Genomic DNA, 19,874 nt, shown 5'->3' with positions numbered 1-19,874 from the left:
GTATCGGCTCGGCGGTGCCGGTGGGTCACTCGAAGCAGAAGGCGACCTGGCGCAGGTACGGCCAGGTCCTGGGGCCGACCTTGCCGTCCACGTCCAGGACCGCTCGTCCGCAGCGGCCGTTGACGTAGAGCTGGAACTTCTTCGCGGCGGTCTGCGAGTTGCTTCCGAAGATGCCGTCGACGGTCCCCGGGTCGAACCCCCTCTTCCGGAGCAGGCACTGAGCCTCCTTGCCCGCCGCCGTGACCGATGTCGAAGAAGGAGTGACGCTCTCGCCGCTGTAGTACCCGGCGTAGAGCTTGTCCCCCGTCGTCGTCACGTCGCAGGAGTACGCCTGGATGCCGGCCGTGGCCGCTGCCGGCGGAGCGGCGGCGGCCGGGCCCGCGGGTGCCAGCAGCGCCGTGCCGATGACCGCTGTGACCGCTGCGAGTTTCGTTGGACGCCTCAATGCCCTGCCTCCGTAGTCGAATCGGGTGCGCTGCCGGAGTCTCCGCTGCGACTGGCCGCACCGCTGCCGGCCCGCTCCCCCGCGCGCCGGTTTGCCGGGTCAGCGTCTCTGAGGTGAGCCTGACCATCCAGGCTCTTCGGCCCTGCCGAAAGTGCCCAGGACACGAGGGGGAATCGAGTGCTCCGGATCCACTTCACCGATGCCGACCTGGCCCGCACCCGTGTCGCGGCCGCACCGGACCCACTGTGGGAGATCTGCACCAGCCTGCACCGCTTCCAGTCCCGTCAGGGCCGCTGGGCCTACGCCGACTGGCACCGCACGGCGCGCGCGCAGCTGCATGCCACAGGATTCGTCCGTACTCTGCGCACCCTGCTGCTGCCGCTCGTTCCGCGTGCCGCGTACTTCCCCGACTTCCTCACCCCGCCCGAGTCCGCCGGCGGGCTCGACGCCGGGCTGGAGGCGATCCTGGCCACGCCGAAGCACCGCGTCATGGAAGAGGTGGGCATCCTCGCCCACACCAGTGGGGCCCCGTCCTGGGCTCCACGCCTGACCGAGCCGGGCTTCCGCGAGGACCTGGTGAAGGCCATGCGGACGTACCACGACACGGTCATCGCCCCTCACCACGACGTCATCCAGGCCCGTATCGAGGCCGAACGTTCCGCCTGCGCCCGCGCGGTGCTCGACGACGGCGTGGAAGGGATCCTGCGGAACCTCGGGGCGCCGGTGCTGCAGTGGCGGCGTCCCGTCCTGCACACGGTCTATCCCGAGGACCGCGACCTGCGCCTCGACGGCCGCGGGCTCCTCCTGGTCCCCTCGTACTTCTGCTGGGGGAACCCGGTGACCTTCGGCGACACCGCGCACGATCCCGTGTTGATCTACGCGCTCAATCACGAACCCCATCCGGCCACGCTCAAGGAGGAGTTCAGCTCCGGCGCGTCCCTGGCGGCGCTGCTCGGCCGCACCCGGGCCGCTGTTCTGCGCGCCGCCGCCGTCGGCGCCACCACCGGCGAACTCGCCCGGGCCGTCGGCGTGTCCGCGCCTTCCGCGAGTCAGCACGCCCGGGCCCTGCGGGACGCGGGGCTCGTCACCAGCCGCCGCAACGCGGCGTCCGTACTGCACACGCTCACTCCTCTCGGAGCCGCGCTGCTGCGCGCCAACAGGCGACGAGGGTCGAACGAGGGGGCCCAGCGGTAGCGGTCCGCGAGGGGTTCCCCGCGCTCGAAGTCCGGGGTCTTGGTGGTCCGCACCACTTCGCCCCGCTTCCGCCCCACTCCTCACCATGGCGGCCGGCAGGAATCCGGGTGCGGGCCGTCGGTGCGGTGGTGTGTGATCGGCGTATGGCGATCGTGTTGGGCACACCGGAAGTCGACGGGCTGGGCGAGGCTGTGGGCGTGCTGCGGGAGTGGCAGTACGAGGGGGCGCCGATGCAACTGCATCCGGGGGACCTGGGCTGGTTCTGGCGGTCAGGTGCGGAGGCGACCGCCGCGGCGGTCAGGACGTGGCGCCGGGACGGACGGATTCTCGCCGTCGGGCTGCTGGACGGCCCCGGGCTGTTGCGGCTGACGATCGCGCCGGACGCCCGGCAGGACGAGGAACTCGCGCGGCAGTTGGCCGAGGACGTGAGCGGGCCGGAGCGCGGCGTGCTGCCCGCGGGGAAGGTGAACGTCGAGGCGCCGGTGGGGGCGCTGGTCCAGGATCTGCTGTCCGAGGACGGCTGGGGCACCGACGAGCCGTGGACGCCGCTGCGCCGTGACCTCACGGAACCGGTGAAGGACCCGGGCGTGCGGATCGAGGTGGTCGGGCCGGAGCAGGCGCACGTGTTCGCCACCGCGCTTCGGGCAGCGTTCGACGGGTCGAGGTTCACAGCGGAGCGCTGGCACGCGATGGCGGCCGGGCTGCCGTACGCCGACGCCCGGTGTCTGGTCGCGTACGACGAGGCGGGCGGCGCGGCGGCGGTGGTGACGGTGTGGTCGGCCGGTCCGGGCAGGCCCGGGCTGCTCGAACCGATGGGCGTGCACCGCGAGCACCGCCGCCGGGGCTACGGCGTGGCGGTCACCGTCGCCGCGGCGGCCGCGCTTGAGGAGCTGGGTTCGTCGAGCGCGATCGTGTGCACCCCGAGCTCCAATGCCGGCGCCGTCGCCACCTACAGGTCGGCCGGTTTCCGGCCACGCCCCGAGGTGCGGGACAGGTACCGGGACGCCTAGTGCCTCCTCGTCAGGAAGCGGAGCCGGGCGGGGAGTTGCCGCTCCGGCCGAGGCCGGGTGACCGACCGCGCGAGTGACGGGCTGCACCTCGCCCGCCCCCGAGGAGTGCGAGGTGCAGCCTGTCGGCGCGGCAGGCAGGGCCGCTTGTGCGGGGCTTCCCGTGGGCTGCCCGGGCCGGCTCAGCTCAGCCGGGTGGCGGCATACGCCTCGATGGCGTCCCGCTGGTAGGCGGCCAGGCCGGGTGCGATTGCCTCGTACGCGGCGCGCCAGGCGTCGTTGTCGACGCAGGAGCGCCCGATGGCGCGGTACTCCTCGGCGGAGACGGCCCGCAGTTCGCTCAGGGCCCGGTACTGGGCGTCGGCCTCGGCCTGGACGGGCTCGGCGTCGGCCGGGTGGCCGCCGGCCATCAGCTCGGCCAGCCGGATCATCTGCGCCGTGCGTTCACGCTGCCCGGCCTCGACGTCCTGCTCGGTCATCGCGGCGACCTTGCGGGCGATCGCCTCGGCATGCTCGGGGAAGTCGTGCAGGCTCTCCTCGTACTGGGCGGGTCGGACGCCCTCGAACAGGTTCTCCGGTCGGTTGATGGCGGTCATGGGTGTGCCGTCCTTCCTGGACTTTTCCAGTTCGGCGATCGTGCGACGGACGGTGCCGGCCAGGGCCTCGAGACGGTCCCGCTCGGCGAGCAGCCGCCGGTGGTGGCCGCGCAGGGCCTCCACCTCGTCGACCTGCTCGGCCAGGATCCGGCCGATCTCCGGCAGCCCCAGGCCCAGCGCCCGCAGGACGAGGATCTGCTGAAGCAGCAGGAGCTGGTTCTCCTCGTAGTAGCGGTGGCCGTTGGCTCCGGTCCGGGCGGGCGGCAACAGGCCGATCTCGTCGTAGTGCCGCAGGGTCCGGGCGGTCACACCCGACATCCGGGCGACCTCCGCGATGGGCCAGTCCATTGCCGCCTCCTTCACGCTCGCGTCACCGGGCCGGTCTCTCCGGCCCTGTTCAGGACGGTAGAAGCTGCCGCAGCGGCAACTGCAACCCCGAGGCCCGGGCTCGCCCGGTCCGGGTCCGGCAGCAGGGCCCGGACCTCGCCGGCCGGGCCTGCGCCTGTGTTCCTGCCGCCTTGGGCAGCCGGGCGGGGCGCTCTCCTCGTCGGGCTTCGTGCCCGGAGCCCTTTGCGGCCTGCGGGGTGCCGGGCCGTCCGCGACGGTGGAGGGCCGAGAGTACGGCGGGCTGCCGGATCGCGGGCTCAGTGGGCCTGTTCGCGTTCGCTCTCCACAAGTGCCCACGCCTCCGGCGCCCCCAGGTCGTCGTAGAGACGGCTGCGCCGGCGTGGGTCGAGGGTGGTGGAGACGGCGGCCAGGGTGCGGCCCGCGTCGTCGTCCGGCGCGGCTTCCAGGGTGGCGCGCACGATGGCCGTCCGGACGGCGGGCGGCAGGGACGGCAGCATTCCGCGGAGGTCGGCGAGGCTCTCCTCGGGGGTGCGGGATGCCTTGAAGGCGGCGAAGACCTCGCCCAGTTCGGCGTCGCTGCAGCGGTCCCACAGAGCGGGCATCGCCACGGTCTCCTCCGCGTGCAGGTGGGCCAGGTAGGCGCTGATGAGCTCGTTCACGGCCAGGTAGAGGCCGTGCTGGGCGTCGGGCAGCGACCCGGCCGGTGTCGTCGGCAGCCGACGTGCCCGGTCGTCCAGTGCGGTGAGTGCCGCGTCGAGGCGCACATGCTCGGCGTCGAGCGCGTCGGCCGCTTCCGGCGCCCGCTCCCGCAGCAGTGGATGGATGAAGCGGTCCTCGTGGTCGGCGTGCTCGCGGAGCTCCTGTGTCATGGCCAGGCAGCGCTTGGCCAGGTGCCCGGCGCACTCGGGCTCCGCGGTGTCCGCGGCGCCGGTCTCGACGGCGAGGGCGAAGAGCCGCTCGCGCTGGCCCATGTGAACGGTGCGGTACAGATCGATTCTCGGCATGACTCCGCTGCTCTTTCTTCAGGATCCCCGAGTACACTGACAACACATTCACACACAGACAACATGTTGTCAAAGGAGGTAGCGGTGTCCGACGAGATGGCCCTGCTCGTGGCCGATGTGTTCGAGGCCGCGGGGGCGCTGCGCCGGCTGGGCGAGCACACCGCGCAGGCGGAAGGTCTCACCCAGGCCCGCTGGCAGGTGTTGAGCGTGGTCTCCGAGACCGCGCTCACGGTGCCGCAGGCCGCACGCCGCCTGGGTGTCAGCCGGCAGAACGTGCAGCGCGTCGCCAACGATCTCGTGACCTTCGGCCATGCCGCATACACGGCCAACCCCGATCACCGCGGTTCCCCGCTGCTGGCGCTCACCCCGCAGGGCCAGGAGGTCCTGGCCCGCGTCACGACGCGGGCCTCGGCCGTCCATCGCACGCTCTTCGCGGCCCTCCCCGAGGAGGAGATCGGCCGGACGCGGGGCCTGCTGCGCCGGCTGCTGGAGGAGCTGGACCGCCGTGAGCAGGCCGACGGCAGGCGGTGACCGGCCCGGACGGCGGCATAGACTCGAAGGCCGATATCGGTTTCGTCACTGCCAGGAGGTGTTCCCGGGTGCGGGAGTTCCAGCGGGGTGCGGTGCGGCTGCACATCCTGCATCACGCGGCCGAGGAGGAGATCCACGGTGCGTGGATGACCGAGGAACTGGCCTCCCACGGCTACCGGATCAGCCCCGGCACCCTGTATCCGACGCTGCACCGGCTGGAGGCGGACGGGCTGCTGGTCTCCGAGCAGCGGGTGGTCGACGGCCGCGCCCGGCGCGTCTACAGGGCGACCGAAGCGGGGAGGCGGGCCCTCGCCGAGGACCGCCGGGCACTCAGGGAACTCGCCCGCGAGGTCCTCGGCGACGACGCCCCGTAGGCCGGCGGGTCGGCCGCGCGGGGCCGGCGGGCCCGGCGGACGGGGGCTGTCGCGGCGGGCGCGCCCGCCCCCGGTCGGCTCCCCCTGCCCGGCGTCGGAACTGGCCCTCTGCCGTGGGCAGTCGTGTCGAGGGCGGTCCTCCCGACGAGGCAGAGGGCGGCAGCGTATGCGCGTCCGCCGGGACCGGCGCGTCGCCGCTAGGAGGTGCGGGCGGCCACCTTCCGGCGCACCGCGTAGGCGGCGGCGCCGAGCGCCAGGACCACCGCACCGGAGATCACCGAGGACAGCGGCAGGGCGAACGCCAGGACCAGGCAGCCGGCCAGTCCCACGACGGGGACGATCCGCGCCGGACGGCCCTCCTCCGCGCTCAGGGTCCAGGCGGAGGCGTTGGCCACGGCGTAGTAGGCCAGCACGCCGAAGGAGGAGAACCCGATCGCCCCGCGCACGTCGGCCGTCGCGGCGAGCACCGCCACCACCGCGCCGACCGCGAGTTCGGCGCGGTGGGGCACCTTGAACCTCGGGTGCACCGCGGCCAGGGCGTGCGGCAGGTGCCGGTCCCGGGCCATGGCGAGCGTGGTGCGGGACACGCCGAGGATCAGCGCGAGCAGCGAGCCGAGCGCCGCCAGCGCCGCGCCGGCGCGGACGACCGGCACCAGCCGGTCGGCACCTGCGGCCCGGGCCGCGTCCGACAGGGGGGCCGCGGCCCGCGCCAGCCCTTCCGGGCCGAGGACCGTCAGGACGGCGACCGCGACGGCGGCGTAGACGACCAAGGTGATGCCCAGCGCGACCGGGACGGCCAGGGGGATGGTGCGCGCGGGGTCGCGGACCTCCTCGCCCAGGGTGGCAATGCGCGCGTAGCCGGCGAACGCGAAGAACAGCAGGCCCGCCGCCTGGAGCACCCCGCCCACGGTCGCGTCGTCGCCGATGCCCAGCCGGGCCGGGTCAAAGGCGCCGGAGGTGAGGGCAGCGACCACCACGGCGGCGAGCACCGCCAGGACCACGGCCACGATCACCCGCGTCAGCACGGCGGACTTCTGCACCCCGGCGTAGTTCACCACGGTCAACGCCACCACCGCGGCGACCGCGACGGCATGGGCCTGGCCCGGCCACACGTACGAGCCCACCGTCAGCGCCATCGCGGCGCAGGATGCGGTCTTGCCGACGATGAAGCCCCATCCGGCCAGGTAGCCCCAGAAGTCGCCGAGCCGCTCGCGGCCGTAGACGTACGTGCCGCCGGAGGCGGGGTAGCGGGCGGCCAGCCGGGCGGAGGAGGTGGCGTTGCAGTAGGCGACCACCGCCGCGAGCGCCAGGCCGATCAGCAGCCCGGAGCCGGCCGCTTGCGCGGCCGGGGCCAGGGCGGCGAAGATCCCCGCGCCGATCATCGCCCCCAGGCCGATCATCACCGCGTCCGGCACCCCGAGCCGCCGACGCAGCTCGTCCGGCACTCCGGCGGCAGCCGGTGGCTTGCTCATGCCCCACTCCTTCGGCGGCGCCCCGCCGCACGTCTTACGGACTCCGATATCGGTAGACGATACGGGACGGGGCCAGGCCGCCCTCGACCGCACCCCGGGGTCTGGGGCCGCACATGAGGAAGGGGCCTCCGCCCGGAGCGGAGGCCCCTTTGCTGGATCGGACGGCTCGTCGCAGCCGAGGTCAGCCGTCCGACCCAGCAGGCTATGACACTCGTCATACCGCCGTGCAGGCTCGGTTCATAACAGTCGTCATAGGGAGAGTCATGACCGTCATCACCGTGAACAGCGCGACGGGCCGCCTGAGCCTGGAGCAGCGCCGCGAGCTGGAGCCGAGACGCTGACGGGCGCCGTGCTCGTGCCCGAGGCCGGCCGGTTCGCCCCGGCCGCGCGAGCCGGGTTCCAGGTGCACTTCACCGAGCGCGGGTCCGACTCGATGGCCATCGGCGGCCTATTGGCGGCGGATGCGGGGCCGGGGGCCGACGCAATGGTGATCGACGTGACCGTCATGGACGGCGACGGCGACTGGCGCCAGGAGGTCCGTACCGAGGTCATCGAGCGCGTCCTGGCCGCGATGGCCGACGCCTGCGGTGCGGCGGAGCCGTCGCCGGCCTGGTGGGTGACTTTCCGCGTGATCGACGAGGGCAGTTGAGGCTCGCGCGGCGGCGTCCTGTCCGCTCTCTCCCTCCTCGACAGCGGCGTGTTCACGGAGGAGGAGGCCGAGGCCGTCCGCGCCGCGCTCGGCGCATGAGAAACGCGCGGGCGGGTGTCCCGCGTTCGCCGGGAGGGGCACCGGTGCCGCGAGGATCGCGGCCTGGCGCGCCGCGCTCGCCGCGAAGGGGGCGCCGCGTTCGCCGCGAAGGGGGCGCCGCGTCCGCCGCGGACCGCGCCGCACAAGGGCACGTGACCGCGCTGTCGTGAGCGCGGCCGGCGGTCCGTTCAGCCGCTGATGGTGGTGGCGATGAGGGCCTGGAGCTGTGCCGCGGTGCGGTCCAGGGGTTCGGTGCTGCGTTTGGCGCGGCACAGGGCCACGGTGCCCTCGACGGCCGCGACGATGAGTGTGGCGACCTGCGCCGCCTGTTCGGCGTCGGCGCCGTGTTCGCGCAAGGAGTCGGCGAGCAGGCCCTCCCACCGGTCGAAGACCTCGGCCGCGGCCGCCAGGGCGGGCGGTACCTCGTCGGCCGGGGGTTCCTCGATGGCCACGGCCAGGACGGGGCATCCGGCGTGGAAGTCGGTGTCGACGACGATCTTGCGCCACAGGGCCAGGAAGGCGCGCAGTCCGGCGGCCGGGCCGGCCTCGAGCTCCTTGCGCAGAGCGCGGGCGACCCACTCGCCCGTGTGGCGGACGGCTTCCGCGGCCAACTGCTGCTTGCCCTCGGGGAAGTAGTGATAGGTGGATCCGAGCGGCGCCTCGGCATGCTTGGCCATCTCCCGAATGCTCGTGGCGCTCAGCCCGCGGCGGCTGATCATGTCGGCGGCACCCGCCACGATCCGCTCGCGGGACTGCGTACCGCTGCTGCTCCTGACCACCCGTGCACTCCCCTCTGGCTATAACGACCGTCATAGTCTAGCGTGTCCTCCCGTTATGACGACTGTCATAACGCGTGTCGGAAGAACCGAGGAGCTGCCATGCCGATGATCCGGTTGACCGTCCCGACCGGTGCCCTGACCGGTCAGGGGCGCGCGACGGTCCAAAGGGACCTCGCCGCCGTGCTGCTGCGGTGGGAGGGGGCGCCCGACACGGCCTTCTTCCGGGCCCAGGCGTGGAGCTACCTGACCGAGCTGCCCGGGGGCGCGCAGGTGACGGCCGAGGACGACGCGCCCCGTTTCCTCGTCGAGGTGACGGTGCCTCAGGGAGCGCTGTCCGAGCGGCGCAAGGCCGGACTGGCCCGGGAAGCCACCGCCACCGTGCTCGCCGCCGCCGGGCTCTCCCCGGCCGAGGCGCCGCGCGTGTGGGTGCTGGTGAACGAGCAGCCGGACGGCACCTGGGGCGCGGGCGGCTCCGTCGTCCGGTACGCCGACCTGGTGGCACTGGCGAAGGGGCGGCAGGCCGATGCGTGAACTGACCTACGTCGCGCGGCGGACCGTCGAGTGGCGCGAGGCCCCCGACCCGAAGGTGCGGTCCGCCGGAGAGGCGATCGTCGCGCCGGTGGCCGCCACCGCCTGCGACGTGGACTCCTCCATCCTGGCCGGGCACGGCTTCATCGACCCGCCGTTCGCCCTCGGTCACGAATGCGTGGCCGAGGTCACCGACGTCGGCGAGGACGTGACCGGCGTGGTCCCCGGCGACCTGGTCGTGGTGCCCTGGGCCGTCAACTGCGGTACCTGCGCCCACTGTCGGAGCGGCCTGACCGCCCACTGCACCTCGGTCCCGCACATGGCCATGTACGGCGCGCCGATCGGCGGCAGCTGGGGCGGGCTCTTCTCCGACCTGGTCCGCGTCCCGTACGCGGACGCCATGCTGGTCCCGCTGCCGGCCGGTCTCGACCCGGTCGCCATGGCCTCGGCGAGCGACAACTGGTCCCTGTCCTGGCGCCTGGTCGCCCCGCACCTGAGGGCCCGGCCGGGCGCCCGGGTGCTGGTCGTCGCCCGCGGCAGCATCGGCCTGTACGTGTGCGACATCGCCCGCGCGTTCGGCGCCTCCGACGTCCTCTACGTCGACCCCGATGCCGGGCACCGCCGTCTCGCCGAGAGCTACGGCGCCCGCACGGCCGAGGCGATCGAGCCGGTCCCGCACGGCTTCGACGTGGCCGTCGAGGCCACGGGCCGCGTCGAGCAGCTCGGGCTCGCCGTCAGGTCCCTGGCCCCGGAAGGGGTCTGCGAGTCGGCGGGCAACCACTTCCGCCCCGGTGAACTGCCGCTGCTCGACATGTACCTCACCGGCGTCACCCTGCGCATCGCCCGCGACAACGTCCGCGCACACATCCCCGATGCCCTGGACCTCGCCTCGTCCGGGAAGGTCGCGCCCGAACGCGTCGTCTCCCACGTCTTCGACTGGGAGCAACTGCTCGACGCGCTGCCGGAGAAGCACCTCAAGCCCGTCTTCGTTCGCGGCATCACCCCGGGCCGGGCCTCGAGCTGACCGCCTCACCATCGAGGCCGCGAGGGCCGCGAGCAACGTCCCGATGCCGCTGGCCTTCCAGCCCTTCACCCCGGTCAACGAGACCCTGCGCGGGCTGCTGCTCGGCACGGAGATCGGCAACGACGGCTGGATCGCCCTGGCTTGGTGCGCGGGGCTGGGTGTGCTCGGCTACCTGTGGTCGCGCTCGGTGTTCAACCGTGAGGTCACGCGGTGACACGCCGCCCGGCGGCCTCATGCCGGGCGACAGCGCGAGGGGGCGGCTCCCGGGATCGACCGGGAGGCCGCCCCTTCGCGCGGTGGGCCGCCCGACGGGGCGGGGCGGGTCACCCGCGCTCACTGGTTTCGTCGCGGACCCGGGTGGGTTCGGCCGGCGCTCTCAGGGCCGAGTAGACCCCGGCGCACGCGGCGAGCAGCATCACGCAGCCGGCGAAGACCAGGCCGGCGGTGCGCAGGTCCCACAACCGGGCCGCGGCGCCCACGCCCACCACGGGCAGTGAGATGCCGGTGTAGGCGACGACGAAGAACGCCGAGATGGTGCCGCCGCGGTGTGCGGCGGGCGCCGCCCCGCTCACCAGCGACAGGGCCGCCCGGAACGCCAGCCCCTGGCCCGCGCCTCCGCACAGGGCGCCGGCCACGAGCACGGCGAGGGACTCGGCGATCAGGGACCAGGCGACCAGCAGAAGGCCGACGATGAGGACCGCGCAGCCGGCGGGCAGGGCCCGGCGGGAGCCGATGCGATCGCTCAGCGACTGCCCCACGGTGGAGGCGAGGAAGACGGAGAACACGACCGCTCCCGTGACGGCGAGGTTGTGCACGTCGAGTGTCCGGGCCACGAAGCTGGGGGCGAGGGCGGTGAACAGGCCGAGGAGGGAGAAGCCGGCGAACGCCGCGACGGAGGCGGGGGCGAACACTCCTTTCACCTCGTTCGGCACAAAGACTCCTCGGGGCTTCAGCGGGGGAAGCCGTTTCGGGTGCTCGACGGTCTCCGGGAGGAAGCGGATGATCACGGCGGCGACGGCGACCAGCCCGATGTGGACCCAGAAGACCAGCTCGAGGGGGCGCGCCGCGTACTGGGCGAGGATCCCGGACAGCAGCGGGCCGCAGCCGAGACCGCCCATGTTCGCCGCGGTGGCGGCGAAGCCCGCCCGGGCCCGTTGTCCTGGTCCGGCGAGTTCGATGATCGCGGCGGTCGCAGCGCCGCTGAGCAGTCCGGCCGCGAATCCGGAGAGGAGCCGTCCGGCGAAGAGCAGCGGGAGGCCGGTCTCCAGCAGAAAGCATCCGGCGCTGGCGGCGGACAGCGCCATGGCGCACAGCAGGACGGGCCGGCGCCCGACGTCGTCGGAGTAGTTGCCCACGAGGAGCAGCACCGCGATCACGGCGACGGCGTACACGGCGAAGACCACGGTCACCATCAGCTCGGAGAAGCCGATCTTTTGCTGGTAGAGCCCGTACAGCGGCGTGGGCAGGGTCGTGCCGGCCATGCCGATCGCGAACACCACGGCTGCCGCGGCGTAGCCGGGACGGTGGCCCTCACCTTTGCGGACGATCATGCGGGTCACCCTACGAGCGCCCGGGTGCGACCGGCCGGACCTCGCGGCGCCGCGACGTCGCGACGTCGCGACGTCGCGACGTCGGGGCGTCGGGGCGTCGGGGCGTCGCGAATGCGGCGTGGGGCCGCCAGGTGTTCCTCCTGGGGCGTGCAGACGGACACGAACGGGTGCGGGGTGATGTCGGCGTGGCCTGTCGGTCGTTAGGAGGGGGACGAGAAGGAGATCCGCCATGCCCACAGGACCGGCACAGCAGCCCACGGCCGAGCTCGACGCCCGCTACAGCTCCGCGCTCACCCCTCGCCCCGGTGCCGCGGGGGTCACCGCCACCGAGTGGGCGGAGGCACAAAGGCAGTTGGAGGCCGCCGAGATCTTCTGGGTGTCCACGGTGCGGCCCGACGGCCGGCTGCATGTCACGCCCGTGATCGCCGCGTGGCACGACGGGGTGCTGTACTTCTCGACCGGCCCGGGAGAGCAGAAGGCGAAGAACCTCTCTCATGACGTGCACTGCGCGCTGACCACCGGGGGGAACGCGCTCACCGAAGGGTTCGACCTCGTGATCGAGGGCAAGGCGGAGCGGGTCACCGATCCGGCGCTGCTGGAGGAGGTGATCGCGGCGCACGAGGCGAAGTACGGGCCGCACATCACCTCGCCAGAAGGCACGTTCCACGGGATCGGGGATTCGTTCCGGAGCGGGGACGCGGTGTTGTTCGCGGTGGCGCCGACCACGGCGTACGGCTTCGGCCGCGACAACGGGGTCTACAGCCATACGCGGTGGGTGTTCTGAGCGACGGGGCCCCGGGCGGGTGAGGCATCGCGCCCCGACGCGCCGGGGCGCGATGCGGGCGGGTCAGAGCCAGGTTTCGCGCTGTCGTTGCAGTCCGTCGAGGACCAGGTCGAGCCCGGTGTCGAACTCCGCCGCGTACGTGTAGCCCGGTGCGAGGGCGTGGTGGGTGATCATCTCGGTGAGGTGGGGGAACTCGTCGCCGGGCATCTGCTCGAGGATCGAGTCGGCCAGGTCCTCGATGCCTGAGGACGGTTCGAACGGCAGGCTCAGCTCCTGGAGTGTGAATCCGTAGATGTAGCTGTCGAGCACGGAGAACGCGTGCGCGGCGCCGGCGATGGTGAAGCCGCCCGAGCGCAGGCAGCCGATGACCGCGTCGTGGTGGCGCAGGGTCGCGGGGCCGGGGTTGCTGCGGGAGTCCATGAGGCCGATCGCCCACGGGTGGCGGATCAGCGCGTCGCGTGTCGAGACGGCGCGCCGTCGTAGCGCGGTCCGCCAGGGGAGGTCCGTGGGCGGGAGTTCGATCTCGCCGAAGAGGAGGTCGATCATCCCGTCGAGGATCGCTTCCTTGTTGCGGACGTGGTGGTAGAGCGACATGGCTTCGACGCCGAGCCGGTCGGCGAGTTTGCGCATCGTGAGCGCGCCGGTGCCGGCCTCGTCCGCGAGCGCGAGCGCCGTCCGCAGGACCGTGTCCTTGGTGAGAGGCCGGCGGCGGGGTGCCGGCGTGCGGTCTGGCTCGGTGGCCACGGATTTCCTCCCCTGGGTGGGCTTCGCAGGTTGACAACCTTACTTCGTAAGGCACACCCTTACAGCGTAAGGACGGGTGGGGCGAGGGAGGGCGAAGGTCATGGAACCGATCGGCTCGCAGGAGGCCCGAAGAACGGGTCCGCGCAAGAGGATGTGCGTCGTGGGCGCGTCCGGGAAGCTCGGGCGGTACATGGTGCGGCACGCGCTGGACCGGGGCTACGAGGTGGTGGGCGTGTGCCGGGAGCAGAGCGTCGGCAAGCTCGCCGAGTTCGAGGGGCGGATCACGGTGGTCCCCGGGGCGACCGACGACCGTGCGGTCGTCGCGCGGGCGGTGGAGGGATGCCAGGCCGTGCTCACGGTGCTGGTCCCGTGGGGGATGAAGCGCTACTCCTCCGGCACGGCCCGGGCCGTGCTGGACGCGGCGCCCGCGGGGGCCCGGCTGGTGTTCTCCTGCGGCTGGCACATCACCCGTGACGGGAAGGACGTGTACACGCGCAGGCTCAGGGCCTTCGTGGCCGTCTTCGGGCGGTTGGCCAGACTGGCCCGGGTGGCGGACCTGGACGACCAGGTGGAGGCGTGCCGGCAGATCTTCGCCAGTGACACCGAGTGGACGGTCGTCCGCGGCAGCGACCTGGAGGAGGGCGGGAGCCAGGGGCTGCCGGTGTGGAGCCGGCATGTCGGTGACCCGCTCCTCGCGAGCAACCTGACCCGTCGCGTGGACTTCGCCCTGTTCATGGTCGCCGCGGCGGAGGACGACGCCCTCGTCCGGGAGGCCCCGGCCATCGTCGGCCGGCTGACCCCGTCGGCCCTCGCCCACGCCCGCGCGAAGAACACGGCCTGAACAGCCGCGGCCCGAAGACCGCCTGGGCGCCTGGGGCGTGAACACCCGCGGCGTGCGTACGCCGTCGAGCGCGCCGCTCTCCCCCGCCGACCGCGCAGGCAGCCCTGGCCCTCTTGAGGACCAGGGCTGTCGACGAGATCCGCGACGCGTCGACGCGTCCCGCCGGTCGCCGGTCGCCGGTCGCCGGTCGCCGGTGAAGCTTCGGCGCGCGCTCGGACCGCGTCACGGGGGGGCTGTCGCCGTACCGGTCCCGCACCGCCGGCTCCCCCGCCGTGCGGCGCGGGCGCGCCCACACCGGGGCGGCAGGAGTGTCACGGGGTGGCGCTGCCGCCTCGGTCGAGTTCGTCGAGGAACTGTCGTTGGCCGTCCAGGAATCCGTCCGCGAAGAGCGAGCGGGGGGCGAACAGCGCGGTGAGCGTGATCCTGAGCTCCGACTGCTCGAGGGTCTGCTTGACCAGCGAATGGGTCGCGTCCGGGTGGTGCCTGACGGTCAGTGCGCCGCCGTCGTCCAGCACCGCGCGGTAGACGCGTTCCGTGTCGGCGGTGTCCACGTGCACGTCATGACCCGCGAGGGTCAGCAGCACCGGTACGCCGCGCAGGGCTCGGAGGTCCTGCGTGGCGTCGGCGGTGTGGTTCCTGGAGATGAAGCGCCAACGGCCGGCGGTCATGCCGTCCGCCTCGCCGCCCATCGTCCTGACGTACTCCTCGAAGGTCGCGTGGCGTCGCAGCAGCCGGCGGACGGTGTCGCTCCTGGCGATCTCGGCGTCGGTGCGGGCTGCCGACGCGCCGTCGGCGCGCAGCCCGGCGAGGAGGTTGTAGCGGCCCTGCCGGAGCCAGTTGACGGCGGGTGAGACGGCGATGGCGAAGCTCACGGGCGTCCTGGCGGCGACCTTCGGCAGGACCCAGCCCGCCTGGCTGGCGCCCCAGAGCCCGATCCGGTCGCCGTCGATGTCCGGGCGGGCGCGTGCCCAGGCGATGGCGGCGGCCGCCTCGTCGGCCCGGTCGTCCATGGACTGTGCGAGCCAGTCGCCTGGGGCGCCCGCGACGCCGGGCTTGTCCCAGGACAGGGAGGCGTACCCGGCTTCGGCGTTCGCCTCCCACATGGGCCGGTAGCCGTCGTCATGGGTGGCGTCGACGGGTCCGTCGCCGTGGATGTAGACGACGAGGCCGTGCCGGGTGCGGCCGTCCTTGGGGGTGGCCAGGACGCCGTTCAGGGTGTGGCCGCCGTGGCGGATCGAGACGCGCTGTTCCTCCATGTCGTAGGAGTTCTGCCACAGGACCACACCGGCGAGACCGGTGGCCACGAGAAGGACCGTGACAAGTGCCCACACGGCTGTGCGGAGTTCGCGCCGTAGGGGCCGGGGCTTTCGACGCATGAGATCTGACCGCCTCTGTTCGGGGGTTCACATGCCGCTGAAACTATCATCACAATTACGATCGTCGTAAGGATGATAGTTTTATGGTCGAGGGTGCGACGCGACGAGGAGGCACGGTATGGGACCGGACGGGACGGACACGGGAGCGGTGACGGTCCGGCGGGGTGTTCCGGCCGGAGCCGAACGGCGGGCGGCCGAGCTGTACTGGGACGCTTTCGGCCGCAAACTCGGCCCCGCCCTGAACCCGCCGGACAAGGCGGTGCCCTTCCTCGCCGCCCACCTGAACGCCGACCGGGCGGTGTGCGCGCTCCTCGACGGGCAGCTCGTCGGCCTCGCCGGCTACCAACTGGGCGGCCGGTCCCTCACCGGAGGATCGGCCTCCGCCGTGCTGCGCACGTACGGGCACCTGCGAGGACTGCACCGGCTCGCGCTGCTCGCCCTGTTCGAACGCCACCCGGCCCCCGGGCAGCTCGTCATGGACGGCATCGCCGTGGACCCGGGCACCCGCGGCCGCGGCATCGGGAGCCTGCTCCTCGAGGAAGTGGCCGCCGTCGCGGCGGAACAGGACTGCCGGGAGATCAGACTGGACGTGATCGACACCAACCCGCGCGCCAGGGCCTTGTACGAGCGGCGCGGCTTCACGGCCGTCCGGACCGAGCACACCCCCTACCTGCGCGGACTGCTGGGCTTCGGCGCGGCGACCACCATGCGCCGCCCTGTCGGGGCGAACGGGCCGAGAGGACTGCACACACCGTGACCGACCGCATCGAGATCCCCACCCGCATGCTCGTCCACGCACTGGTCCGCGAGGACGGCACCGTCGACGCGGACGAGCTGTACACCGTCGCCAACACCCTGGGCATGAGCGACCAGCAGGTGCGGCTGTGCGTCAAACGCCTTGTGGCCGAAGGCCGGTTCACCCACGAGGGCCGGGGCCGCAAGGCGCAGCTGCACGCGACCGCGGACACGATGCGTGCCCTCTCCCCCAACGCGGACTTCCTCCGCCACGCGTTCGAGCAGGACGCCGGGCGCGCGCCCTGGGACGGTGTCTGGCACCTGGCCGCCTTCGCGGTGCCCGAATCGGAGCGCACGGCCCGGGACTCCCTGCGCGAGACGCTCGTCCACCTCGGCGGCGCGCCGCTCCAGGGCGGACTGTACGTCTGCGCCAACGCCTGGGAACCGTACGTCGAAGAAGCGGCCCACCGCCTCGGCGCCCATGGCGGGCTCACCCTGCTCACCACCACGGACCTGCGCAGGGGCGAGATCCGCGAGCCCGCCGAACTCGCCCGCCGCCTGTGGCCCTTGCCGGAGATCGCCGACCGCTACCACCGCCTCGGCCGCCTCGCCCGGCCCCGCCTCGACCGGCTCACCGGCCCGGCCGGCCTCTCCCCGTCAGCGCTCCTCACCATCGCGGTGGAGCTGGCCGCCGAACTCACCCGAGCCATGGAGCCCGACCCGCTGCTGCCGCCCGAGCTCCTGCCCCGGCCCTGGCCCGGCACCCAGGCCCGGGAGCTCGTCGCCCGGTGCTGGACGGCCCTGCGTGAACGAGACGGCGGCGAGACCCGCCCGGCCCTCTTCCGCCTCTACGCCGACATCACCCGGGCACGAGCCGAGGAGCCCGCCGAGGCCGGCTGACTCTGCCGCTGCCTGCCGTGACTGCCGGCCGCCCTGACAGGCGGCCGGCAGTCACGCAGTCGTGATCCCCCGCCAGGGACTTGCGGCCGGGCGCGCTCAGCCCCCGTGGTGTGTCAATGGCCTCAAGAGTCGAGCACGGCTGCCACGGCCTCGATCTCGACGAGCTGGTCCTTAGTAGCCGAGCACAGTGCCGAGCACAGTGCCGCCCATCAGGGTGCTGGGGACGTCATGGTCGGCGAACGAGTCCCGGACCGCCTCCCAGGCAGCCACCAAATCCTCCCGCCGGGCCGATGCGACCAGAACCCTTGTACTGATGACGTCGTGGAGAGACGCCTGGCCCTGGGGCTCAGGGACTGTCGTCCTCCCAGTCGAAGAACCGGGGGGCGCCGTTCCTCGGGCCGTACAGGGAGCGGCCGCCGGCTCCGTAGCGGCCGAGTTCGGTGGCCAGCACGGCTCCTTCGTGCAGTTGTCGGGGCGTCCAGCCGGTGACGTCCAGCAGCAGCCCGTCGAGCGGTCCGCCCACCAGCTCGACGTAGTCGTGTCCTGGCTGCGGGCCGGGGTCGGGGTCCTCGTGATCGGCGCCGTAGACGCGTCCGCGCATGATCTGCTCGTCCATGCTGCCAGCGTCGCAGCCGCCACTGACAGTCCGGCGGGCCGGCCCCGCGTGCCGGCCCCCGCCTGCCGGCGGCGGTGGGTCGGCGGCGGTAGGTCGGCGGCGGTGGGTCGGCAGGCACAGGCCGCTGTCCGTGCGCCCGGGTTGCTGGCGCCTCGCCAGGGCGGGGGCCGGCCCGGTGCAATGGCGGCGCGGGGCCGCTGCGGCTGGGGCGTCAGCTCGACGGGGCGTCGCCGGGGAACTCCCCGCTCCCCCACCGGTTCCAGAGCGTGTGGTGCCACTCGTCGGCGCCCGGGCCGGGCGGCCGCACCGCAGGGACGGGGCCGGGGCCGGTCTCGATGAGGTGCAGCAGCGTCCAGGCGACGCCGTAGCAGTCGTCCGGGCCGAAGCAGCCGGCCAGTGCCTGCGCCTCCTCGGCCGTGACGGGCGCGGGGACGGCTTCGAGCTGCCTGACGCGCCGGTCGATCTCGTCCTCGTCGGCATCCTGGTCGGGCAGGGGGCCGCCGGCGACGAAGGCCTGGATCTCGGGTCTCATGACCCCATCATGACCGGTGCGGATTGGCCCAGGGTTTCGGTGTCGAAGTGACCCTGCCCGCAGGGCACTTCGGACCGTAGGGTCGTGATCATGACTGAGGAAACGCCCACCGGGTCCACGTCCACCACGCCCTTTCCTGCGGTGCTGACCCGCCGCGCCGACGCCGAGACCTGCGCCGACCCCAGCAGTGTCATGACGCTGCTGGGCGAGTCGGACGCCACGCCCGGCGGCTTCACCAGCTACCGGTCCACCTTCGCCGAGGGAGCCGTGGGCGCCCCGGCCCACTTCCACACCAGGGCGACGGAGCTGTTCTTCGTGATCAGCGGATCCCTGCGGGTGCTGGTGGGCGAGGAGATCACCGTCCTGGACGAGGGCGACTTCCTGGCCGTGCCGCCGCACACCCCGCATGCCTTCGCCGCCGCGCCCGGCGCGACGGCGGACGTCCTGTTCGTGTTCACGCCCGGCATGGGCCGGTTCGACTACCTGCGCCTGCTCAGCCGGGTGATGCGCGGTGAGGCCGACCCGAAGGAGATCGCCGAGTCCGCGGAACGCTTCGACAACCACTACGTCGACAGCCCCGTTTGGCGTGCCGCCCTGGCGGCGTCGGCGTGATCGGCGCAGCCACCCACATCCGCGTAAATAGTCCTCGATCGCCCATCCGCCATCAGTGGCAGTGACCGGACTCGGTCGCCGGGCCGGTGCCGGTGACGCCCAAGTCATCGGAGCGGCCGGCGTCGACGCGCGGCCACTGTGCTGTGGGACGTCCACCCGGCCACTCCCACAGCGGCGGCCAGTCGGGGGCCCCGCCCAGGGTCCGCGTGGCCTGCCCGAGGCGCGGCCAGCCTGCCGGTGAGTCCTCCCAGTCCTCCTGACGCCCGAACACCGTAAGGTCCATGAGCGCGTAGCTGTAGTCCACCGCCTCGGCCCCGCGACGCTTGGTCCAGAACGTCTCGAAAACACGATCGCCGTCGCGCAGGTAGCACACCAGGTGGAACAAGCCGAGCTCCCGGCCGACAAGAAGCGACTCGAGCGAGGGCTGGGCGGAGTACCACGGCATCGCCCAGCCCATGAAGGCGCGGTAGCGCAGGCTCTCCTCGTACGACGTCTGCGCATCCCCGAAGCCGTAGGCCGTGTTCCGCCCCTGACAGAACACGGCGAAGGTGATGTCACGGGAGTGCAGATAAGCCAGCTCGCCCACGTGGCTCATCACCCAGGTACAGCCTTCGCACTGCTCAGCGGCCGGCCGGCCCGGCCACCACATGAAGTAGTAGGCGATCATCTGGCGTCGCCCTTCGAACGCGTCCAGGAGCGTCATGGGACCGTCCGGCCCGAGCAGCGGGCTGTCCGCGGCCACCTCGACCATCGGGAGCCTGCGGCGCGCGGCGGCGATCGCGTCGCCTTCGCGGGTGTGGGCCTTCTCCCTCGCCCGCAGCCCCTCCAACTGCTGCTCGAAGGTCGCTCGGTCGACGACCGGCGGCTGCGCCTTGCTCGGGTTCTCGGACATCAGCGGCTCCTGGGATCGCTTCGTCGTGACTAAGGGTCCCTCCTCAGCAACGTAGTTGCCGGTCGGGATCGCCGTCACGCGCATCCGACCCGGCTCCACCGTCTCCGAACATACCCACGGCATCACTCACCGTAGCGGCCAACGACCTCTGCGCGGGTCGGCATACAAGCTCATCGAGTCCGCCCAAGCCGCTGGCGCGCCGTCAACGCCTCCCACCTGGTCGCGCTGGCTGCTGCATGCCC

23 protein-coding genes and 2 pseudogenes are annotated in these 19,874 nt (G+C 72.9%); 13 read left to right on the top strand and 12 right to left on the bottom strand.

Features of this window, described 5'->3' with window-relative positions; genetic code table 11:
* Positions 1–25 precede the first annotated feature (25 nt).
* Complete coding sequence (locus SPRI_RS36020; protein WP_005322097.1) at positions 26–445, bottom strand: peptidoglycan-binding domain-containing protein; 420 nt, start codon at positions 443–445, stop codon at positions 26–28.
* Between the two features lie 177 nt (positions 446–622).
* On the opposite strand from SPRI_RS36020, the gene SPRI_RS36015 reads away from it, so the two are divergent.
* Both SPRI_RS36015 and SPRI_RS36010 read left to right on the top strand, forming a co-directional pair.
* Positions 623–1,639, top strand: a complete 1,017-nt coding sequence (locus SPRI_RS36015; RefSeq protein WP_005322096.1) for an ArsR/SmtB family transcription factor — start codon at positions 623–625, stop codon at positions 1,637–1,639.
* Positions 1,640–1,782: 143 nt separating this feature from the next.
* Complete coding sequence (locus SPRI_RS36010; protein ID WP_037777449.1) at positions 1,783–2,649, top strand: GNAT family N-acetyltransferase; 867 nt, start codon at positions 1,783–1,785, stop codon at positions 2,647–2,649.
* A gap of 179 nt (positions 2,650–2,828) precedes the next feature.
* Here the strand turns inward: SPRI_RS36010 and SPRI_RS36005 are convergent, their stop codons facing one another.
* Positions 2,829–3,590, bottom strand: a complete 762-nt coding sequence (locus SPRI_RS36005; protein ID WP_005322092.1) for a MerR family transcriptional regulator — start codon at positions 3,588–3,590, stop codon at positions 2,829–2,831.
* Positions 3,591–3,886: 296 nt separating this feature from the next.
* A complete protein-coding gene (locus SPRI_RS36000) occupies positions 3,887–4,594 on the bottom strand; it encodes a hemerythrin domain-containing protein (RefSeq protein WP_005322090.1) in 708 nt (235 codons plus the stop codon).
* Positions 4,595–4,678: 84 nt separating this feature from the next.
* On the opposite strand from SPRI_RS36000, the gene SPRI_RS35995 reads away from it, so the two are divergent.
* The gene (locus SPRI_RS35995) at positions 4,679–5,125 is read left to right on the top strand and encodes a MarR family winged helix-turn-helix transcriptional regulator (RefSeq protein WP_037775666.1); all 447 of its coding nucleotides are present in this window, start codon (positions 4,679–4,681) and stop codon (positions 5,123–5,125) included.
* Positions 5,126–5,193: 68 nt separating this feature from the next.
* Positions 5,194–5,499, top strand: coding sequence for a PadR family transcriptional regulator (locus SPRI_RS35990; protein WP_005322088.1), 306 nt, complete (start codon positions 5,194–5,196; stop codon positions 5,497–5,499).
* A 197-nt stretch (positions 5,500–5,696) separates the two neighbouring features.
* On the opposite strand, the gene SPRI_RS35985 is transcribed toward SPRI_RS35990, so the two are convergent.
* Positions 5,697–6,971, bottom strand: coding sequence for an APC family permease (locus SPRI_RS35985; RefSeq protein WP_005322087.1), 1,275 nt, complete (start codon positions 6,969–6,971; stop codon positions 5,697–5,699).
* A 349-nt stretch (positions 6,972–7,320) separates the two neighbouring features.
* On the opposite strand from SPRI_RS35985, the gene SPRI_RS39655 reads away from it, so the two are divergent.
* Positions 7,321–7,620, top strand: a complete 300-nt coding sequence (locus SPRI_RS39655; protein WP_005322085.1) for a hypothetical protein — start codon at positions 7,321–7,323, stop codon at positions 7,618–7,620.
* A 287-nt stretch (positions 7,621–7,907) separates the two neighbouring features.
* On the opposite strand, the gene SPRI_RS35975 is transcribed toward SPRI_RS39655, so the two are convergent.
* A complete protein-coding gene (locus SPRI_RS35975) occupies positions 7,908–8,498 on the bottom strand; it encodes a TetR/AcrR family transcriptional regulator (protein ID WP_005322079.1) in 591 nt (196 codons plus the stop codon).
* 99 nt (positions 8,499–8,597) lie between these two features.
* Here SPRI_RS35975 and SPRI_RS35970 point away from each other — a divergent pair, with 99 nt between their 5' ends.
* The 3 genes and pseudogenes from SPRI_RS35970 to SPRI_RS35960 form a co-directional block, all read left to right on the top strand.
* The gene (locus SPRI_RS35970; RefSeq protein WP_037775665.1) at positions 8,598–9,029 is read left to right on the top strand and encodes a tautomerase family protein; all 432 of its coding nucleotides are present in this window, start codon (positions 8,598–8,600) and stop codon (positions 9,027–9,029) included.
* Positions 9,022–10,050 (top strand): zinc-dependent alcohol dehydrogenase, encoded by a 1,029-nt coding sequence (locus tag SPRI_RS35965; protein WP_005322075.1) that lies wholly within the window; start codon positions 9,022–9,024, stop codon positions 10,048–10,050. Before SPRI_RS35970 ends, SPRI_RS35965 begins: the two co-directional genes overlap by 8 nt.
* A gap of 52 nt (positions 10,051–10,102) precedes the next feature.
* Positions 10,103–10,264: pseudogene (locus SPRI_RS35960) on the top strand (multidrug ABC transporter permease); the annotation flags it as partial.
* A 109-nt stretch (positions 10,265–10,373) separates the two neighbouring features.
* Here SPRI_RS35960 and SPRI_RS35955 read toward each other — a convergent pair.
* The gene (locus tag SPRI_RS35955; RefSeq protein WP_005322067.1) at positions 10,374–11,600 is read right to left on the bottom strand and encodes an MFS transporter; all 1,227 of its coding nucleotides are present in this window, start codon (positions 11,598–11,600) and stop codon (positions 10,374–10,376) included.
* Positions 11,601–11,829: 229 nt separating this feature from the next.
* Here SPRI_RS35955 and SPRI_RS35950 point away from each other — a divergent pair, with 229 nt between their 5' ends.
* Positions 11,830–12,384 (top strand): pyridoxamine 5'-phosphate oxidase family protein, encoded by a 555-nt coding sequence (locus SPRI_RS35950; protein WP_005322065.1) that lies wholly within the window; start codon positions 11,830–11,832, stop codon positions 12,382–12,384.
* A gap of 63 nt (positions 12,385–12,447) precedes the next feature.
* Here the strand turns inward: SPRI_RS35950 and SPRI_RS35945 are convergent, their stop codons facing one another.
* Positions 12,448–13,128 (bottom strand): TetR/AcrR family transcriptional regulator, encoded by a 681-nt coding sequence (locus SPRI_RS35945; protein WP_005322063.1) that lies wholly within the window; start codon positions 13,126–13,128, stop codon positions 12,448–12,450.
* A 100-nt stretch (positions 13,129–13,228) separates the two neighbouring features.
* Here SPRI_RS35945 and SPRI_RS35940 point away from each other — a divergent pair, with 100 nt between their 5' ends.
* Positions 13,229–13,969: an NAD(P)-dependent oxidoreductase gene (locus SPRI_RS35940; protein WP_005322061.1), complete on the top strand. Its 741-nt coding sequence runs from the start codon at positions 13,229–13,231 to the stop codon at positions 13,967–13,969.
* Positions 13,970–14,280: 311 nt separating this feature from the next.
* Here SPRI_RS35940 and SPRI_RS35935 read toward each other — a convergent pair whose 3' ends face one another.
* Positions 14,281–15,345 (bottom strand): alpha/beta hydrolase family protein, encoded by a 1,065-nt coding sequence (locus SPRI_RS35935; RefSeq protein ID WP_037775664.1) that lies wholly within the window; start codon positions 15,343–15,345, stop codon positions 14,281–14,283.
* A 118-nt stretch (positions 15,346–15,463) separates the two neighbouring features.
* On the opposite strand from SPRI_RS35935, the gene SPRI_RS35930 reads away from it, so the two are divergent.
* Positions 15,464–16,102 (top strand): GNAT family N-acetyltransferase, encoded by a 639-nt coding sequence (locus SPRI_RS35930; RefSeq protein ID WP_037775662.1) that lies wholly within the window; start codon positions 15,464–15,466, stop codon positions 16,100–16,102.
* On the top strand, positions 16,099–16,980 hold the full coding sequence (locus tag SPRI_RS35925; protein WP_005322054.1) for a PaaX family transcriptional regulator C-terminal domain-containing protein: 882 nt from the start codon (positions 16,099–16,101) through the stop codon (positions 16,978–16,980). Before SPRI_RS35930 ends, SPRI_RS35925 begins: the two co-directional genes overlap by 4 nt.
* A gap of 122 nt (positions 16,981–17,102) precedes the next feature.
* On the opposite strand, the pseudogene SPRI_RS35920 reads toward SPRI_RS35925, so the two are convergent.
* The 3 genes and pseudogenes from SPRI_RS35920 to SPRI_RS35910 all read right to left on the bottom strand — a co-directional run.
* A pseudogene (locus SPRI_RS35920) lies at positions 17,103–17,313 on the bottom strand (RidA family protein); the annotation flags it as partial.
* A 13-nt stretch (positions 17,314–17,326) separates the two neighbouring features.
* Positions 17,327–17,596 carry a hypothetical protein gene (locus tag SPRI_RS35915; RefSeq protein ID WP_053556607.1) on the bottom strand — a complete coding sequence of 90 codons (270 nt, stop codon included), beginning with the start codon at positions 17,594–17,596 and terminating at the stop codon, positions 17,327–17,329.
* A 211-nt stretch (positions 17,597–17,807) separates the two neighbouring features.
* Positions 17,808–18,128, bottom strand: coding sequence for a hypothetical protein (locus SPRI_RS35910; protein ID WP_005322047.1), 321 nt, complete (start codon positions 18,126–18,128; stop codon positions 17,808–17,810).
* A gap of 90 nt (positions 18,129–18,218) precedes the next feature.
* On the opposite strand from SPRI_RS35910, the gene SPRI_RS35905 reads away from it, so the two are divergent.
* Positions 18,219–18,740, top strand: a complete 522-nt coding sequence (locus tag SPRI_RS35905) for a cupin domain-containing protein (protein WP_005322045.1) — start codon at positions 18,219–18,221, stop codon at positions 18,738–18,740.
* Positions 18,741–18,792: 52 nt separating this feature from the next.
* Here SPRI_RS35905 and SPRI_RS35900 read toward each other — a convergent pair whose 3' ends face one another.
* Complete coding sequence (locus SPRI_RS35900) at positions 18,793–19,632, bottom strand: DUF899 family protein (protein WP_005322042.1); 840 nt, start codon at positions 19,630–19,632, stop codon at positions 18,793–18,795.
* Positions 19,633–19,874: the final 242 nt, after the last annotated feature.

Origin of the sequence: Streptomyces pristinaespiralis, assembly GCF_001278075.1 — a bacterium.
GTDB lineage: Bacteria > Actinomycetota > Actinomycetes > Streptomycetales > Streptomycetaceae > Streptomyces > Streptomyces pristinaespiralis.
The sequence above is the reverse complement of the archived record's forward strand: the minus strand, read 5'-3'. Positions and strand labels throughout refer to the sequence as shown.

Coding starts and splice junctions, on each gene's coding strand:
- SPRI_RS36010 (WP_037777449.1), top strand. CDS start 1,783: ATGGCGATCGTGTTGGGCACACCGGAAGTCGACGGGCTGGGCGAGGCT.
- SPRI_RS36005 (WP_005322092.1), bottom strand. CDS start 3,590: ATGGACTGGCCCATCGCGGAGGTCGCCCGGATGTCGGGTGTGACCGCC.
- SPRI_RS36000 (WP_005322090.1), bottom strand. CDS start 4,594: ATGCCGAGAATCGATCTGTACCGCACCGTTCACATGGGCCAGCGCGAG.
- SPRI_RS35985 (WP_005322087.1), bottom strand. CDS start 6,971: ATGAGCAAGCCACCGGCTGCCGCCGGAGTGCCGGACGAGCTGCGTCGG.
- SPRI_RS35970 (WP_037775665.1), top strand. CDS start 8,598: ATGCCGATGATCCGGTTGACCGTCCCGACCGGTGCCCTGACCGGTCAG.
- SPRI_RS35965 (WP_005322075.1), top strand. CDS start 9,022: ATGCGTGAACTGACCTACGTCGCGCGGCGGACCGTCGAGTGGCGCGAG.
- SPRI_RS35955 (WP_005322067.1), bottom strand. CDS start 11,600: ATGATCGTCCGCAAAGGTGAGGGCCACCGTCCCGGCTACGCCGCGGCA.
- SPRI_RS35950 (WP_005322065.1), top strand. CDS start 11,830: ATGCCCACAGGACCGGCACAGCAGCCCACGGCCGAGCTCGACGCCCGC.
- SPRI_RS35940 (WP_005322061.1), top strand. CDS start 13,229: ATGGAACCGATCGGCTCGCAGGAGGCCCGAAGAACGGGTCCGCGCAAG.
- SPRI_RS35935 (WP_037775664.1), bottom strand. CDS start 15,345: ATGCGTCGAAAGCCCCGGCCCCTACGGCGCGAACTCCGCACAGCCGTG.
- SPRI_RS35930 (WP_037775662.1), top strand. CDS start 15,464: ATGGGACCGGACGGGACGGACACGGGAGCGGTGACGGTCCGGCGGGGT.
- SPRI_RS35915 (WP_053556607.1), bottom strand. CDS start 17,596: ATGGACGAGCAGATCATGCGCGGACGCGTCTACGGCGCCGATCACGAG.
- SPRI_RS35910 (WP_005322047.1), bottom strand. CDS start 18,128: ATGAGACCCGAGATCCAGGCCTTCGTCGCCGGCGGCCCCCTGCCCGAC.
- SPRI_RS35905 (WP_005322045.1), top strand. CDS start 18,219: ATGACTGAGGAAACGCCCACCGGGTCCACGTCCACCACGCCCTTTCCT.
- SPRI_RS35900 (WP_005322042.1), bottom strand. CDS start 19,632: ATGTCCGAGAACCCGAGCAAGGCGCAGCCGCCGGTCGTCGACCGAGCG.